Below are 14,804 nucleotides of genomic sequence, written 5' to 3' on the forward strand. Positions count from 1 at the left end.
GCGCAGTGGTCAACGGTCCTGACCTTCGCCAGGGTGCTGGGCACCAACGTGCTAGACAAGATTGCAATCCAGGTCTGACATAGCTTCTGGACCGTGGCCGAAAGCAAGTCACATCCAGCCACCATGGCCTTCACATCAAACATCCAGATGAGAAGCCGGGGCCTCGGCATCAGGGCCAGCCGGAGGTAGCCTGAATGTTGGGCTCGACCACCGGAAGGCCTAGCTTCCTGTTGTCTCCCAGGACATATGAGCCCGGCATGACCACTCGCATGAACGACAACGCTTATCCTGGCACCACCGTCGTTGCGGTGCGCGCCTTTTGGATCGCCCCTGATGGCTCCATCCAGGAGGCCCGGGGCGGCAGCGGCCTTCTTGTCGGTCGCAACGATGTCCTCACCGCCTCACACGTGATTTTCAACTCGGCCAGTGGCAAGCGCGCGGACCGGATTGAGGCGCACTTCTCCTTCTCACCCAACGAGTCCCGCAGCGAGGCCTATGGCCTGCAGGCTGCCAACGCGATCCATTTCAAGGAATTCGATCTGGATAAAGACGGCCTCCTTTACACGGGCGACAGGAACCCGCTCACCATGAGCGATTCCGAGATGGATATCGCGCTGCTTTCCTTCAGCATCGCGGTAGGCGACGCCTTTGGCTGGCTCGGGCTGAACGCCGACTTTACCTCCGGCGCCGTCGAGGTCATGGGCTATCCAGCCAGCGGCGGGAACTCCCTTCAGCGCGACGACGGTACCGCCTGGCGTGATCCGGTGGACGCCACCATCCGCCTGAATCAAAACCTGGAGATCCGGGCTGGCAACTCCGGCGGTCCGATCGTGGCGTGGAAGGACGGCATGGCCACGGTCGTCGGCATCGTCTCGACCCAGGGCGCGGCCGCGTCGGTAAAGGATCACCTGGATTGGATCGTGCCGGAGATTGCGCGCAACGACGCCGCCATCACCGGTTATGTCCCCTTGCGGCCGGACGGCCAGTCCCGAGTTGCAGGGCTGGAGATCACCGACACTTCCTCCGACGCGGTCATCACCAAGTCAATCCACCGCTTCTTCAACACCGAGAAGGGCGGGCACTTCTACACCTCCTCGGCCCAAGAGGCCGCGATCGTGCGCGAGACACTGCCTCACTACCGCTATGAAGGAGTGGGCTTCACGGCCACCAGCGGCGCAGAGGACGAGGTGTCCGTCTTTCGGCTCTTCAACAAGAAGACCGGGATGCACCTCTATACGTCCAGCCTTCATGAGGCCAACACGGTTCTCCGGACCCTGCCCGAATTCACATACGAAGGCGTGAGTTTTCATGCTTATGCCAATAGGGGCGAAGGCCGCGACGGGGTGTTCCGCTTCTTCAATACGGTGACCGGCGTTCACCTCTTCACGACCTCAGAAGTGGAGCGGGATCACGTGCAGGGGACCCTTCCGGAGTTCCGCTTCGAAGGCATTGCCTTCTATGTCGATGCGGTGCTCTAACGGGACCACCCGTATTGGCAGAAGGAGCCCCGACCTCTGCCCAGGCAACCGGCAACCAACTAGGCAGTTTATTTGCTCGGAGGGATCAGCGACCCTCCTGACAGCGAGATGGCCATGACCACCGCCCGCGATGTCACCCTCGCCCGCCTCGCCTCCGCCGCCTATTCCGACACGGGTCCGCCCTTACCCGCGGGTTTCACGCCACTGCCGGCCAACGCCCTGGCCTTCACGCCCGGCTCGGGAGCGAGTTTTGCCGAGGGCATTTACCACAATCGGAACGCAGCGGCGCTGGTGGCCACCGGGCCACTGAACGGCGTACCGACTGTCGTCCTGGCTTTTCGGGGGTCTGACGACCGCGAGGACTCGATCAACTCCCTGCGCGACATCAACGCCGACTATCCGGATTTCGCCCCGTTGATCAGTGCGCTGGATAGCTACGTGGCCGTCACCGGAATACGGAACGTCGCCGTCACCGGGCATAGCCTTGGTGGTGCGATGACGCAGCTCTACATGTCCCAGCACCCCAATGGCGCGACCCAGTACCTTGCCGTCACTTTCGGCTCGCCAGGTGCGTTGCTGGACGAGGCAAACGACCCACGCATCGTCGACTACGTGATCGCCAGTGACCCGGCCGTCTATCTTGGCGAGCACCGTGCGGATACCGGAGCAGAGCTGCGTGCCAATCCGGTGCTTGCCGGAGGAGCCGCGTTCATTGCCGCCGACACCTTCCCTGGCCTCACGGTAACCGACGCTCTCGCTTCGTTGCCGTCCTTGACACGAGATTACGAGAACCGCGGCATCACTGTGCTTCTCCCCGGCCTCGACGGAACTGTCGATCCGGTTTCCGACTTCGGCGAGCTGCTGCGGGCAGACCCTGCTAACCACCGGGTCGACCTCTACACTCTCAGGGTGGCTATGGAGGCGGCGGGCACCACTGGCCGCAATCCTGCCCCACTCTTCGACCGTGACTTCTACTTGGCGCGCAATCCCGATGTCGCGGCGGCCGGCGTTGATGCGCAGACGCATTACGAGCAGTTTGGCTGGCGGGAAGGTCGCGACCCGGATGCGTCCTTCAAGACCAGCTTCTATCTCGCCTCCAACCCGGATGTGGCCGCTGCTGGGGTCAATCCCCTCGAGCATTACAGCACCTATGGCTGGCGCGAGGGCCGAGATCCCAACCCATATTTCGATCCTGCCTTCTATCTAGTCTCCAACCCGGATGTGGCCGCTGCCGGCATCGATCCCCTATTGCATTATGAGATGTGGGGCTGGATCGAGGGGCGCGACCCGGGGCCCTCCTTCGACACGACGCGCTACCTAGCAGCCAATCCCGATGTCTTGGCTGCTGGCATCGATCCGCTTGGGCACTACCTTCAGTTTGGAATTGAGGAGGGACGCATCTTCTAGCTGGCTGTCCGCAAAGGACAGCCCCGTGGCAGATGTGAATGCCTAGATGAACTCTTGGAGCACGAGAGTTCAGTGTCTCGTTTCAAGGCATGGTAGCTTTTCCATGCAGGCACAACTTCATATGAGTTGGTTGCTATCGAACCGGCCGGCTCATAGCTGGTCCGCGTTGTCGCCAGCCAAGTCCTTGGCCCTCGGGCCTTCGTTCTGCCTGTGTCCGATCAGGAATGGCTCTTCGGTGAATCCCTCCGCATAGGAAACCTTAGCGCGCAGAGCGTGTTTGATGGGTGGTAACGCTTTTTCTCCATTCTTCCTCAACCCTCTTTCCCGCCGCCCTAACAAGGCGGCGGGTTTTTTCGTCCTCCGGGGTTGGGCTCCGCTCGCTGCACTGGATCTGGAGTTCTACGGATGTTGCGCTGCGCCACGTTCGCTATCGGATATTGGCAACGCGGAGTGGTCGATGAAGGTCTATTTGGACGAGGACGGGCACCGACGGCTGATCGGACGTGCCGGGATCCCCGAGGATGTGGGTGCGGTGCATCGTGAATGGCTCTTTGGCGGCGCGAGCGCGATCTACGAAGACTTCACCATTGGCAGCGTGACCCGCTTCGGCCCTGATGGGAGCACCACAGTCGAGCGCGTGGTGATCCTCAGCCCAATGCAGCGCGCCGACTTCCTGCCCGGCTGGGCGCCCTTCGCCTCCTGAGATGGAGGAGCCACGCCATCCAGGGCGGATGCTGGTGGAGGACGTGCTGCCGCCGCTCGGCCTCACCCTGCCCCAGGCAGCCGCGATGATGGGCCTGTCCTATCAGTTGCTCTACAAGCTCAGGAATGGACGCATCGCCATCTCGCCGGCGATGGCGCTGCAGCTCGGCAAGCTGACCGGCATGGACCCGCATGTCTTGGCTCAAGGTGCAAGCGGTCTATGACCTCGCCACGCTGGCGCCGCAGATGGCCGAGGAGTTGGAGACGATCCCGACTTTCCGGCCGCCCACCGTCTCGAAAGACCGCGCTCCCATGTCAAAGCAGAGGGTGCGCAAGCGCCGTGACTGCAAGGCCTAGTTAAGCGGCGCCCTGCTGCGTGACGCACTCTGGCCAAGTCCTGGTGGTTTGATCGACGTTAAGGGTTCCCTTGTTGCCCTGGACCGGGCGGCGCGCGGAGACAGTTAGGGCAGCTGGGCGAGATAGTGCGCCAATGCCGCGATGTCGGCGTCGGAGACTCCCTGCATCACCTCGTTCATCTGCGTGTCCGGCGCGACCCGGCGATTGTCTCGGTAATCAGCCAGGGTACGGCGCAGGTAGTCCTCCCGTTGGCTGGCGAGGCGCGGGAACAGCGCCTCACCGTGGTAGTCCGGCCGATGGCAGGAACCGCATCGCATGCGCTCTGCCAGCGCCTCACCGGTTGCCACCGTTCCCGCGTCGCGTTCCTCGCGGTACGGCGGAGGCGCGGCCGGCATCCCGGAGAAGAAGGCGGCAAGGTCCTCGATCTGTTGATCGGCCAGACCTCGCACGAAGTCGGCCATGGGTCCCGACACACGCCGCCCGGCGCGGAGGAGGACCATCTGTGCCACGAGATACTCGGCCGGCTGGCCGGCCAGCGAGGGGGTCCCCGAGGTGCTCGCGACCCCGTTCCGCCCGTGGCAGTGGGTGCAATAGCGCGCGGGATGTGACGCAAGTGTCTGGCCCCGTTCGGCGTCGCCTGCTGCCCACGCCGGGGCCTGCGAGAAGAGGGGAGCGATGGAGGCGGCCAGGAGAACCGCTGCCTGGACCGCGCGGCGCACCGCCGGGCGCCGGCGATCCTGATTGCCGGTCGATTTCCCTTCCGCGCGGGGTTGTTGCCAAGCTGCTCGAGCCATGTTGCTGGGCCCTAAGGCACCGCCTAGGCTATCTCGCTACAGGCGGAACCATCAACGTCGATCGGACCACTAGGACCGACGACCCCGGTGTGCCGCGCCCGGTTTTCGGGAGATCTGAGCCAGGGCGCTGCTGCGCCTTGCCGCTGACCGCTGGCCTTCAATTGCACGTAAAGCTCAGGGGGTGCGCCAGGAAGAGCAGGAATCGGCGCACCGGCGAACTGTCAGCCCGTGAAGCAGCAAATGAACTACCCCATCCAATCCTGCGGAATGGATGGAGTTTCGTGAGCAGGCGGGGCAACCCCCGCTCTCTCTCGCAGGGTCGGTTCCCGCCCCGATTGCATCTGCCCCAGCACCCAGTTCAGGGCAACGCGGCCTGAGGCCGCATCGCGCGGCTCCACGTGCCCGCACGGGCAGCAGTGCATCCTTTGGCTCAGCGTCTTCTTTTCGACACGCAAACACGCCGGACACCTCTGGCTCGGCTTGAGGGTGCGTGTCGGCACCTCGACGATCTCCGACCCGGCTTCCGTCGCCTTGTATCGGAGAAGCGCCAGAAAGGCCGCTGGCGCGGTGTCGAGGATCTCACGGTTGAGCCCGGCCTTGGCCCGCACGTTCCGTCCCGGCGCGTCGGCTGTGCCGCAGGCCGTGGCGGTCATGTTCTTGACGTTCAACTCTTCGGTCGCGATCAGCGCAAAGCGCCCGGCCAGTTCCGCGCTCCGCTGGTGCGCGAAGTCGCGCCGCCGATTGGCGAGGCGCTGCCGCAGGCGGCGGAGGTGCCGTGCGGCTTTGCGACGGTTGTTGCTGCCGCGCTTCTTGCGTGCGACGGCGCGGGCGGCGATGCGAATGCCGCGCTCGGCCTGCTGGCCGAGCCGGGGGTTTGCAATCGACCTGTGCGTGCCGTCTGTCAGGGCCAGTGTTGCGAAATCGGACACGCCCCAATCGAGGCCACAGGCGGCAATGCCGCCTGCGCGGATCGGCTGGCACTCGACGGTCAGGGACAACGACCACACCCCGTCCCGGTGCAGCACCTCGCAGGCCTTGATCGTTCCGCCCGTGCGGGCCTGTCCCCGCGCCTTGACGACACCGACGCCTTGCAGGCGCAGCTTGCCGTGCTTCCCGTCAGCGCCGGGCACGAAGCGCCAGCCGTCGCCGTGCGACTTGAACCCAAAGCCCGGAAAGGCATGAAGCGACTTGAAGCGCGGGAAACCCGCGCGCTCGCCACGCTCCTTGACGCGGCGAAAAAACGCCTGAAAGGCGATGTCGAGCCGGCGCAGGGTGCGCTGCTGCGAAGAACAGTTGGCGGTCGCAAACTCCGGGCACTCGCGGCGGAGGTCGGTCAGTTCCCGGCACTGGTCCGCATAAGACAGAGACACCCGCCGTCGGCGCCAGGCGGTGATGCGCTGGTCGAGAGCAGCGTTGTAAAGCTGCTGGTGCAGACGAAGCAGATGGAGCAAGGCAGCGGCCTGCGTCTTGGACGGGTAGAGCCGGTAGGTGACCTTGCGGTGTTCCACAGGCACGATGTTGGATTGGTCGTCATGGCACAGCAAGAGCTAGACGCCCTCCATCACTGCGTTTTCGCCCTGCACTCCCATTTGGTTCTTGTGACCAGGTTTCGGCGGAAGGCGCTCACGCGACCGATGCTCGACCGCTTCGACGTGCTGGCGCGTGGGCGGGTCGAGGCATGGGGCGGGCGCTTGATCGAGACAAACGGCGAGCCAGAGCATGTCCATCTGCTGTTCACCCTGCCCCCCAAGCACGCGCTGGCCGACATTGTGAACGCCCTCAAGACCGGCACAAGCCGCAGGCTGCGCTCGGAGTTCCCCGAGGAGGTGCGGCGGTTCCCCACCAGCCCATACTTTGGAGCCGGTCTGATTGCGTCATCTCCTGCGGCGGCGCCCCGTTGGAGATCATTCGCCGCCATATCGAGCAACAGGAGCGCCCGGAACTATGACCGCCCGCGGAGCGGTGCGGCACTCCCCTCCCTCCAACCCGGAGGTTGGAGGGAGGGGAATGCCGCGAAGCGGTGGGCTGCGCCGGGTGCGCAGCCCTCGACCTGTGTCTTTGAAGCGATAGCGATGCGCCGGAGGTTACAACAATAGAACCCGCTCGGGCGAAACCCTTATGATGTCTCAACCTTCTAGTGACGATTCCGAGGGAGACGACCGGCATGAGCGTTACTCCGACCTTTCTGGGCGTTGCAGGCCAGACGGGAGTCTACCGAGTGCCACTGAGCGCATTTGGTCTGACGCAAATCCGGTCGCTCAGCGTCAATGATTCGGGGCAGATGGGCCTTGGCGTCGGCGCTGCCTCGGGCCTCGATTTTGACTTCGTCAAGATTTCCAACCTCTTGGTCGAGGACCCGAACGCGGCTGCCGCGATTGGGTCAGTCATTCCCTTCAATTTCGGCGGCATAGTCTTCAGGGCTGGTTTCGTCGCGCCGGTTCCAAATGGTTCGGCGCCTGAACTCAATAATCCCTCTCTTTTTGGCGCGACAGCAGGCAATCAGGGCGTCAATCTTGCGTTGGCCACTCTAGATGTCCGAGACGGTCTAGCGGTTACGACCACAGGCGGTGCTGTCGCCCTCGGAGTTGGGGGATCTATTGGCTTCCGTTTCGATGTGCCCTTCGACCCGCGAGGTCTTTACCTTTATTATGGTGATGTGAGTGCCAACGAAGGGTCGTATGTCAACGCCAGCTCCACGGCGGCCGTCCCTCTGCCCTCACACGTGACAGTCAAAGGGACGGAGGCTCAGGATCTGATGAGCCTCACGACCCCCGTCAATTCGCATTTGGTCGGGACCAGCGTCGCCATGGTCGGGCGCGATGGCGAAGATCTTGTGAATGGCGGGAACGGGAATGACCGTCTCGCAGGAGCGGCCGGCAATGACCTGATCGTCGGCGGCGGAGGCTTTGACACGGCCTTGTTCCGCGGTCCGCGCTCTGAGTATCGCTTCCAGACCCAGTCCGACGGCTCAGTCGCCATCCAGGACCAAGTGGCTGGGCGCGACGGAACCGATCTCCTTTACGGCATCGAGAACCTCCAGTTCGGCAATGTCGTGACCTATCGGTTCTTCCACACACAAGCTGGCGGCCATCTCTTCACCACCTCGACGGTCGAGCGAGACTCCGTGCTGCAGAACCTGCCGCACTACAGATACGAAGGTGAGACCTTTTTGACCGCCGACCAGGGGTTTCCGAACGCAGTGCCAGTCTATCGCTTCTTTCATACGAAGGCGGGTGGCCACCTCTTCACCACATCGACGGTCGAGCGAGACTCCGTGCTGCAGAACCTGCCGCACTATCGGTACGAGGATGTTGGGTTCCACATGTCGCCCGTCGCAGGTGAGGGGCTCGTGCCGATCTACCGGTTCTTCCACACGCAGGCTGGTGGTCACCTTTTCACATCCTCGGCTGTGGAGAGAGACGTCACGCTCAGCACCTTGCCGCACTACCGCTACGAGGGCGTGGCCTTCTACGCTCCGACATCCGTGGCAGACCAACTCTTCGGGTGAACGCCAGGGGAGCCGTGGCCTCGCGTATGCCGGAGCAAGGATTCTTGGGCACCGGCCGCGGGCAGTTCTGTGGGAGGGGTATCGCGCCGCTACCTCCACGCGCTCCCGCAGACTTGGCCAAGCTTCGTGATCACAGCTGGGCGAATGAAGGTGCTGCTGAGCATGCCTAGGGGCAGGCGGCAGCCTGCGCGAAGGGGAAATTGGCGGTGGCTTCAGCAGCCACTTTCGACGGCATAACTAGAAATCAAGTCCTGGCTCCGCGTGCCCTGCTAAACACGACGTTTTCATTCCTTATCATGAAAAACTGCCCGAGTGCCGATAGCGGAAGGAAAAATGCGTTGGACTGAAACCTTAACCTTATGTTGCGAATTTATAGGAACGTTTCGGCGTTGAGGTTTTCCCACATGAGCGTCCCTTCTCCGACCTTTATCGGTACTGCTGGCCAGACAGCGATCTACCGAATACCTCTGGCACTGATGGGCCAGTCACAGATCCAGGCCTTCAGCATCAATGACAGCGGTCTTCTGGGTTTGTCGTCGGGTGCGCAGTCAGGGTTCGACCTTGACTTCGTCAAGATTTCAGGCGTGCTGACCGACGATCCCAATGTGGCCGCCACACTTGGGTCATCGCTCACCTTCAACTTCAGCGATATCACATATCGCGCCGGCTACATCGCGCCAGCGCCCGCCGGCTCCACCGCTCCGTTGAACGGCAACACTCTTTTCGGTGCGACGCCTGGAAATCAAGGCGTGGACCTCGCGGTCGCGACCCTGGATGTCAGGGACGGCTTGAACGGCAATACGCCCGGTGGCTCCGTCTCTCTCGGCATCGGTGGATCCATCGCGTTCAAGTTCAACGCCCCGTTCGACCCGCAGGGCCTATACCTGTACTTCGGCGACGCGGGCGGCGCTGACCGCTCTTTCGTCGGTGTGAGTTCGACGCCAGCTTCCCCGTTCCCCGCCCAGGTCACGGTCAAGGGAACCGATGCTCAGGATCTGATCAGCCTCACCACCCCTGCGAATGCGCACCTGATGGGGACAGGCGTCGCCATGGTGGGGAATGGCAACAACGACGTCGAGATCGGTGGGAACGGGAATGACCGCCTCGCGGGCGCGGGAGGTAATGACCTGATCTTCGGTGGGGACGGCTTCGACACCGCGCTGTTCCGTGGACCGCGCTCCGAGTATCGCTTTCAGACCCAGCCCGACGGCTCGGTCGCCATCCAGGATCAAGTGGCTGGGCGCGACGGAACCGATCTCCTTTACGGCATCGAGAACCTTCAGTTCGGCAATGTGGCCACCTACCGGTTCTTCCACACGCAAGCTGGTGGCCATCTCTTCACGACCTCGACCGTGGAGCGCGACTCCGTCCTGCAGAACCTGCCGCACTACCGGTACGAAGGGGCGACCTTCCTCACGGCCGACCAGGGTTTTCCCAACGCAGTGCCGGTGTTCCGGTTCTTCCACACGCAAGCTGGTGGACATCTGTTCACCACCTCGGAGGTGGAGGCCGCAAGCGTGCGTGCGAACCTGCCGCACTACCGCGACGAAGGTGTGGGCTTCCACATGTCACCGGTCCCAGGCGAGGGTCTCGTCCCGATCTACCGCTTCTTCCACACGACGGCCGGTGGACACCTGTTCACGTCCTCCACAGTGGAAAGAGACGTTACCATCGAGACGCTCCCGAACTACCGGTATGAGGGCGTGGCCTTCTACGCACCCACCACCGTGGCAGATCAGCTCTTCGGGTGAAGCAAGCTCTGGGGCCGGGTTAAGAACCGGCCCCAGCGGCCCGAAGCGGACTGATCCGCGGGCTTATCGCCATTGCTGCAGCGCGCCGCTGCGTATGCTCCTCAGATCGCGATCTCGTAGTAGTCGTGCGCGACCGCCCGCCCGCCAAAGCCTTCTTTCTGGTTGATCAGGCCGTCGTTCAACCACCGTCCATCAAGTTCGGTGGAATTCCCGAAGTCGAACCACCGTTTGCTGGCGAAAACCTCATCAAGGAGATGCAGGAAGAGACGGTCGAGGCATCCGCAGGCGAAACCCTCCGAGGTTGCGGCGGCATACTGGAGATGTGCCACCTCATCGGTCTCGTAGATGACCACACCGCCCAGAAGCGTCCCTGATGCATCACGCGCGGTGAAGAGGCGGATGTTCCGCTGGAAGAGGCCATGGAGATGCCGGATCTCCGCGAGGCTATGCACGGGCTTCGTGTGATAGCGCGAGGCGAGGTGTCTTTCGAGCAGCTGCCAGAAGCCCTCCCAGCCCTCGTCCTCTTGAATAGACACTCCCTTCTGCAGGGCCTTGGCGGCGCCACGCCGCCGGCGCTCCTGCGGAACAGGGCGCCTTGCCATATCAATCGTGCTCAAGAGGTCCCTGCGAACGAGAACCGCATCGTGGCGGAAGAGCGCGTAGCGATCCTCTTCCGCCGGAAGGCGATGATAGATGTGAGGGATCGTCTTGTAATAGAACGTCTCCACACCGCGCGACGCAAGCCACCTGCGCGCTGCGTCGAAGCCCTCAAGCATGAGCGGCGTCGTCATCCGCTCGGAGACAAGAAAGCCGCCATAAGTCAGTCCATTGTGGCTTGCGATGCCCGCTTCGGTCGTGTGCGCCGGAAGAAGAGCGACGATCTCCGCCCCTCGTCGCAAGATCAGCGATGCATCGTTGAAGCGGTCCGCGTGGTATTCCATGTAGCGCCGCTTGTGCAGGAACGTCGCATTCTTGCTGCGTTCCACGAAGTCATCCCATGCGGCTGCAGAGGAGGGCGCGTAAGGTTCTACGGTGATCTCAGCGACGATCTTTGTCATCATTTTAATCGCGCTCGAGCACCGCGAGACCGACGCCGGTCCTGCCATACCCATTGCCATTGTAGAACATGTAAAGACTTCCACTTATTTCCTGCAGCGCGGCGTAGCATTGCATTTCTGCGTCCCATTCCCCTGCGGCGCTCTCAAAACCGGTGAGGTCATCGCGCCGGGTCCAGGTTCGGCCGTCGCGGGAGACAGCGTATCCGAGCCGGTAGCCGGATATCGCGCGGATGGAATACCAGAGGGTCCACCGGTCGGCACCGAGACGCTGAAGCCATGGGCGTCCGAAGCCCAGCTCATCCTCCGCTGGCTGCAGCACTGGCTGCCCCTGGAGAGGCCAAGTGATCCCGTCCGGAGAAGTGACAGTCCTCAAACTGTACTTCGGCTGTTGGCGACCCGCGGCGACTGTGAAGTCCCCGCCGCCAATATACCATGCGTCCCAGGACCGTTCTTCTGAGGGTGGCCGAACCAGCGCCGCGGTCCGGAAGAAGCGCTCACCTGGGCCCCTGTCCATCGCAGGCACATCCTGCAGGCGGGTGAACGGACCTTCTGGGCTCGGAGCTTCGGCGACGCCGGTGAACAGCGTGTAGGGCACCTTCACCTGCCTCTGGTAGCCGACATAGTAAAGGCGCACCCTTCCGTCGGGCAGTTGGACGAGGCTCGAGGGATTGACGCCGTTGTCATCGAAGCATCCTTCCGGCCCGATATCGAGGACAGGCTCCTTTGCCTCGCCAACGAGGCGCGTCGGATCCCGGCCATCCAGATCAATCCACCCGATGCGTGACACGATCGCCTCATCGCAGCTGGCCAAGTAGAGGCGAAGCCTTCCGTCCGGCAGCCACGTGGGAGTGGGAAGCATGGCATGGGTCCGCGCCCAGGGAAGATCTCCGGCCGGCTTCCACAGGAATCCGAGCTTGCGCCACTTCATGGCTTTTCAGGCGCCTCACCGCGGAGACGGAAGAAGCGCCGCGTATCCACCCGCGACGGCACGGCCTCCGCAGCGCGGAACATCTGCCCCACCTCGGTGCTGCGGGACAAGGTGACGCCAGGCCCGACCCAGCAATCTTCGGCCAGGACTGTACGGTCCGCGAGCGCGCTGTTCACGCCCAGGAAGGAGTTCGCACCAACACTGCACAAGCCAGAGATCACCACGTGCGAGGAAATGAACACGTTATCCGCGATGCGGCTGTGATGCCCGATGTGGTTGCCAGACCAGAGCACAACGTTCCGTCCAATGGAGACGTGCGACTGCACGACGTTGTTCTCGAAGATGAAGCAATGCTCCCCAATCTCGGCGCTAGGTGCGATGAAGGCCTGCGGACTTACGAACGAGGCGAGTGGATAACCCCGCGCTCGCGCGGCTTCGACGAGCCTCGCCCTCAACCGGTTGAGCAGGGTGTAGACGACTGCGACGTGGACGTGATGGGTTGCTGGGGGATGGGTCTCGTGGAGCGTCTCGAAAGGCACGACCGGAAGGTCCTGGAGCCGATCACGCGTCAGATATGCCTGCTCAACTGCGAATGCCACGACGCGGTACTCCGTGTAAGCCTCGAAGTACTCGTGGGCGACCTCTGCGAAAGCGCTGTCGCCAATTAGCACGAGGTCACTGGTCTTATCCGGCATCGGGCTGTCCCCTAGGGCTTGCGGATCAGGATGTCCTCACGCCGGTTGGACATTGGCAGTCCCGCCGGCTGAGGAAGAAGCCAGGCGTCGCTGCCCGCGGCACGAGCGCGCGCTACGATGGAAAACAACACCGCGTCGTCCATTTCTCCTGACGGATCTAAGTGAACTCCAAGGTTCGGGACTTCGTCGCGTCCTATGTAGCTGCGGTGGAAGGCGTGGCCGGCCTCGCTTGCCAGGAAGCGGCGGCGCATCGAGGCGTTGGGGAGATCACCGAGCAGCATGGACCCGCCACCGGGGCGAAGGAGCCGCATTGCAGCATCAATGAAGCCGAAGAGCGGCTGATCTGCGAACACATAATGAAGAACGGAGTAGCAAATGATCGCGTCGATCTTCCCTGCGATCCTCTCCAGTTCGTGCGCACAGTCGGGAAAGGGGCCTGCCACCTTCGTGACCAGTGGCCCATCTGGGAGTGCCGCGAGCATCTCGGGTGAGTCCACCAGCCAGAGATGATGCCCGCGCGCCTGGCAGTGGTCGATGATGCGCTGTGCGAGCGGACTGGAGCCCGGGCCGATGTCCAGAATTGTCCTTGGCCCCGTCGCCTGCGCGATCTCGGGTAGCTTTGCGCAGATATCGTCAAGGATTGCCTGGTCGCGGCCGGCGCGCACACTGTCCGGAAAGCCAACCTGCTCGTAGGCGCTGAGATCTGTTCGAGCCGCCAGCTCCCGGAATCCCTCATAGGTCAGGCGCGCGAAGCGGCGGGCCTTCTCGCGATCCTTCTCGTCCATCGCCTTCTGTCCCCGCTCGACCTGCTCAGGGTCTGATAGGCAGGGACCACGTGAGAAACAAGCGCCTTGCCGTCACGCCCCGGCCAGACGCCGCGCCTCCGCCTCCCACCGCTCCGACTGGTCCCGGAACCAGTCCCTGGCCTCCTCGACCTGACGGAGATAGGCGCGGATCTCCTCCAGTCCCGCTTCTGCACGCAAGGCGCGCTCTTCGACGTCGCTATAGGCACGCTGCATTTCTTCCCGTACGGCCGCACTCTCAGCCTGGCGGCGGCTCTGCATCTGGTCGACAAGGGCCGCACGTGTCGGGTCGTTCTCGGCAAGCACCTGGAAGAACCGAGGATATCCATAGCCCATTGCTTCAAGGATCGCTGCCTCGCGTGCGTTTCCCAGGGCCCGGTAGAGTGCTTCGACACCGAAGGCACGGATCCAGGGGTGGGGCTGGGAAAGCGCAAGGACTGCGAGAGCGCTGGCGGGTGCAAGTCCTTGTCCAATGCTCTGCTTGGTTTCCGGAAAGACCTCTTGGAGCAGCGCCACGTCTGACCATCCGAGGAAATTCTCGAGGATTCGCGGCAGTTCCCAGTGGATGCGTGCCACCTTCCCGGGAGTGTTGGCATCCATGTTCGCGAGCTGGTCTCGGATGCGATATCCGACGAGTGGCTCCTCAATCAGCGCGATCTCGTAGCGGAGACACAGGCGGATCCAGAAGTCGAAGTCTTGCGTCTGGAGTAGCCTCGGGTCGAAGTCGCCAATCACATCGAAGATCTCGCGTCGGATCATCGCGGTGGGCGCAGCCAGGCAATTTCCCTCAAAGAAGAAGTTGCGAAGTGCGGCAACACGCGACATGTCCCGCGGCCGCGCCATCTGATTCGCCTCCCGCGCGATGGGCTGCCCGTCCTCACCGACGTAGTGCATGTGGGAGAAGACTGCTCCGACCTCAGGCCGGGCCCGCAGCAGGCGGATCTGCTTGCCGACCTTCGTGGGCTCATACAGGTCATCCGATGGCAGGAGACAGATGAAATCTCCGCGCGCATTGCGGATGTTGTTGTTCGCCGCGATGCTGGGTCCCTGGTTTCGATCATGGCGGAAGAGACGGATCCGGGGGTCCGAGAACCGAAGGACCTCGCCCACCGTATCGTCCGTGGACGCATCATCGGTGATGACGATCTCCAGATCCTGGAAATCCTGAGCGAGAACACTTTCGATCGTCCGGCCGATGTAGTTCGCATGGTTGTAGGAAGGAATACAGACGGACACGGCTGGCTTGCTCATTTTTCCACTCCAAGCTCGCTGCAGATGATGGCGCTCTCGCTTGCTCTGCCGCACCGCCGTATTTTCTCCCGC

At 62.9% G+C, this 14,804-nt stretch carries 14 protein-coding genes; 7 read left to right on the forward strand and 7 right to left on the reverse strand.

All coding sequences use genetic code 11. From position 1 onward, the window contains the following. Positions 1 to 257 precede the first annotated feature (257 nt). The 4 genes from JTJ31_RS21290 to JTJ31_RS21305 all read left to right on the forward strand — a co-directional run bounded on the left by JTJ31_RS21290 (position 258) and on the right by JTJ31_RS21305 (position 3,811). The gene (locus tag JTJ31_RS21290; protein WP_207540762.1) at positions 258 to 1,478 is read left to right on the forward strand and encodes a trypsin-like peptidase domain-containing protein; all 1,221 of its coding nucleotides are present in this window, start codon (positions 258 to 260) and stop codon (positions 1,476 to 1,478) included. Between the two features lie 114 nt (positions 1,479 to 1,592). After that, positions 1,593 to 2,885, forward strand: coding sequence for an alpha/beta hydrolase family protein (locus JTJ31_RS21295; RefSeq protein WP_207540763.1), 1,293 nt, complete (start codon positions 1,593 to 1,595; stop codon positions 2,883 to 2,885). 457 nt (positions 2,886 to 3,342) lie between these two features. Beyond that, positions 3,343 to 3,588: a hypothetical protein gene (locus tag JTJ31_RS21300; protein ID WP_207540764.1), complete on the forward strand. Its 246-nt coding sequence runs from the start codon at positions 3,343 to 3,345 to the stop codon at positions 3,586 to 3,588. A 28-nt stretch (positions 3,589 to 3,616) separates the two neighbouring features. Then, positions 3,617 to 3,811, forward strand: a complete 195-nt coding sequence (locus JTJ31_RS21305) for a helix-turn-helix transcriptional regulator (protein WP_207540765.1) — start codon at positions 3,617 to 3,619, stop codon at positions 3,809 to 3,811. 237 nt (positions 3,812 to 4,048) lie between these two features. On the opposite strand, the gene JTJ31_RS25105 is transcribed toward JTJ31_RS21305, so the two are convergent. Both JTJ31_RS25105 and JTJ31_RS21315 read right to left on the reverse strand, forming a co-directional pair. Beyond that, the gene (locus JTJ31_RS25105) at positions 4,049 to 4,738 is read right to left on the reverse strand and encodes a c-type cytochrome (RefSeq protein ID WP_207540766.1); all 690 of its coding nucleotides are present in this window, start codon (positions 4,736 to 4,738) and stop codon (positions 4,049 to 4,051) included. Positions 4,739 to 4,983: 245 nt separating this feature from the next. Further along, positions 4,984 to 6,282 (reverse strand): RNA-guided endonuclease InsQ/TnpB family protein, encoded by a 1,299-nt coding sequence (locus JTJ31_RS21315; protein WP_207540767.1) that lies wholly within the window; start codon positions 6,280 to 6,282, stop codon positions 4,984 to 4,986. Between JTJ31_RS21315 and tnpA the strand changes: the two genes are divergently transcribed. The 3 genes from tnpA (at position 6,271) to JTJ31_RS21330 (ending at position 9,997) form a co-directional block, all read left to right on the forward strand. Beyond that, positions 6,271 to 6,834: an IS200/IS605 family transposase gene (tnpA, locus tag JTJ31_RS25430; RefSeq protein WP_207540768.1), complete on the forward strand. Its 564-nt coding sequence runs from the start codon at positions 6,271 to 6,273 to the stop codon at positions 6,832 to 6,834. The two genes, JTJ31_RS21315 and tnpA, sit on opposite strands and share 12 nt — an antisense overlap. 68 nt (positions 6,835 to 6,902) lie before the next feature. Beyond that, positions 6,903 to 8,246: a hypothetical protein gene (locus JTJ31_RS21325; RefSeq protein ID WP_207540769.1), complete on the forward strand. Its 1,344-nt coding sequence runs from the start codon at positions 6,903 to 6,905 to the stop codon at positions 8,244 to 8,246. Between the two features lie 404 nt (positions 8,247 to 8,650). Next, positions 8,651 to 9,997 carry a hypothetical protein gene (locus JTJ31_RS21330; protein WP_207540770.1) on the forward strand — a complete coding sequence of 449 codons (1,347 nt, stop codon included), beginning with the start codon at positions 8,651 to 8,653 and terminating at the stop codon, positions 9,995 to 9,997. A 101-nt stretch (positions 9,998 to 10,098) separates the two neighbouring features. Here JTJ31_RS21330 and JTJ31_RS21335 read toward each other — a convergent pair whose 3' ends face one another. The 5 genes from JTJ31_RS21335 to JTJ31_RS21355 form a co-directional block, all read right to left on the reverse strand. Continuing rightward, positions 10,099 to 11,055, reverse strand: coding sequence for a GNAT family N-acetyltransferase (locus JTJ31_RS21335; RefSeq protein ID WP_207540771.1), 957 nt, complete (start codon positions 11,053 to 11,055; stop codon positions 10,099 to 10,101). Positions 11,056 to 11,059: 4 nt separating this feature from the next. Further along, positions 11,060 to 11,983 carry a glycoside hydrolase family protein gene (locus JTJ31_RS21340; protein ID WP_207540772.1) on the reverse strand — a complete coding sequence of 308 codons (924 nt, stop codon included), beginning with the start codon at positions 11,981 to 11,983 and terminating at the stop codon, positions 11,060 to 11,062. Beyond that, entirely contained in the window at positions 11,980 to 12,678 is a 699-nt protein-coding gene (locus tag JTJ31_RS21345; RefSeq protein ID WP_207540773.1) for an acetyltransferase, read from the reverse strand. The genes JTJ31_RS21340 and JTJ31_RS21345 overlap by 4 nt, the downstream gene beginning before the upstream one ends. 11 nt (positions 12,679 to 12,689) lie before the next feature. Then, a complete protein-coding gene (locus JTJ31_RS21350) occupies positions 12,690 to 13,463 on the reverse strand; it encodes a class I SAM-dependent methyltransferase (RefSeq protein WP_207540774.1) in 774 nt (257 codons plus the stop codon). A 72-nt stretch (positions 13,464 to 13,535) separates the two neighbouring features. Beyond that, positions 13,536 to 14,786, reverse strand: a complete 1,251-nt coding sequence (locus tag JTJ31_RS21355) for a glycosyltransferase family 2 protein (RefSeq protein ID WP_207540775.1) — start codon at positions 14,784 to 14,786, stop codon at positions 13,536 to 13,538. Positions 14,787 to 14,804 lie beyond the last annotated feature (18 nt).

Origin of the sequence: Sabulicella rubraurantiaca (assembly GCF_017355885.1) — a bacterium.
GTDB lineage: Bacteria > Pseudomonadota > Alphaproteobacteria > Acetobacterales > Acetobacteraceae > Roseococcus > Roseococcus rubraurantiacus.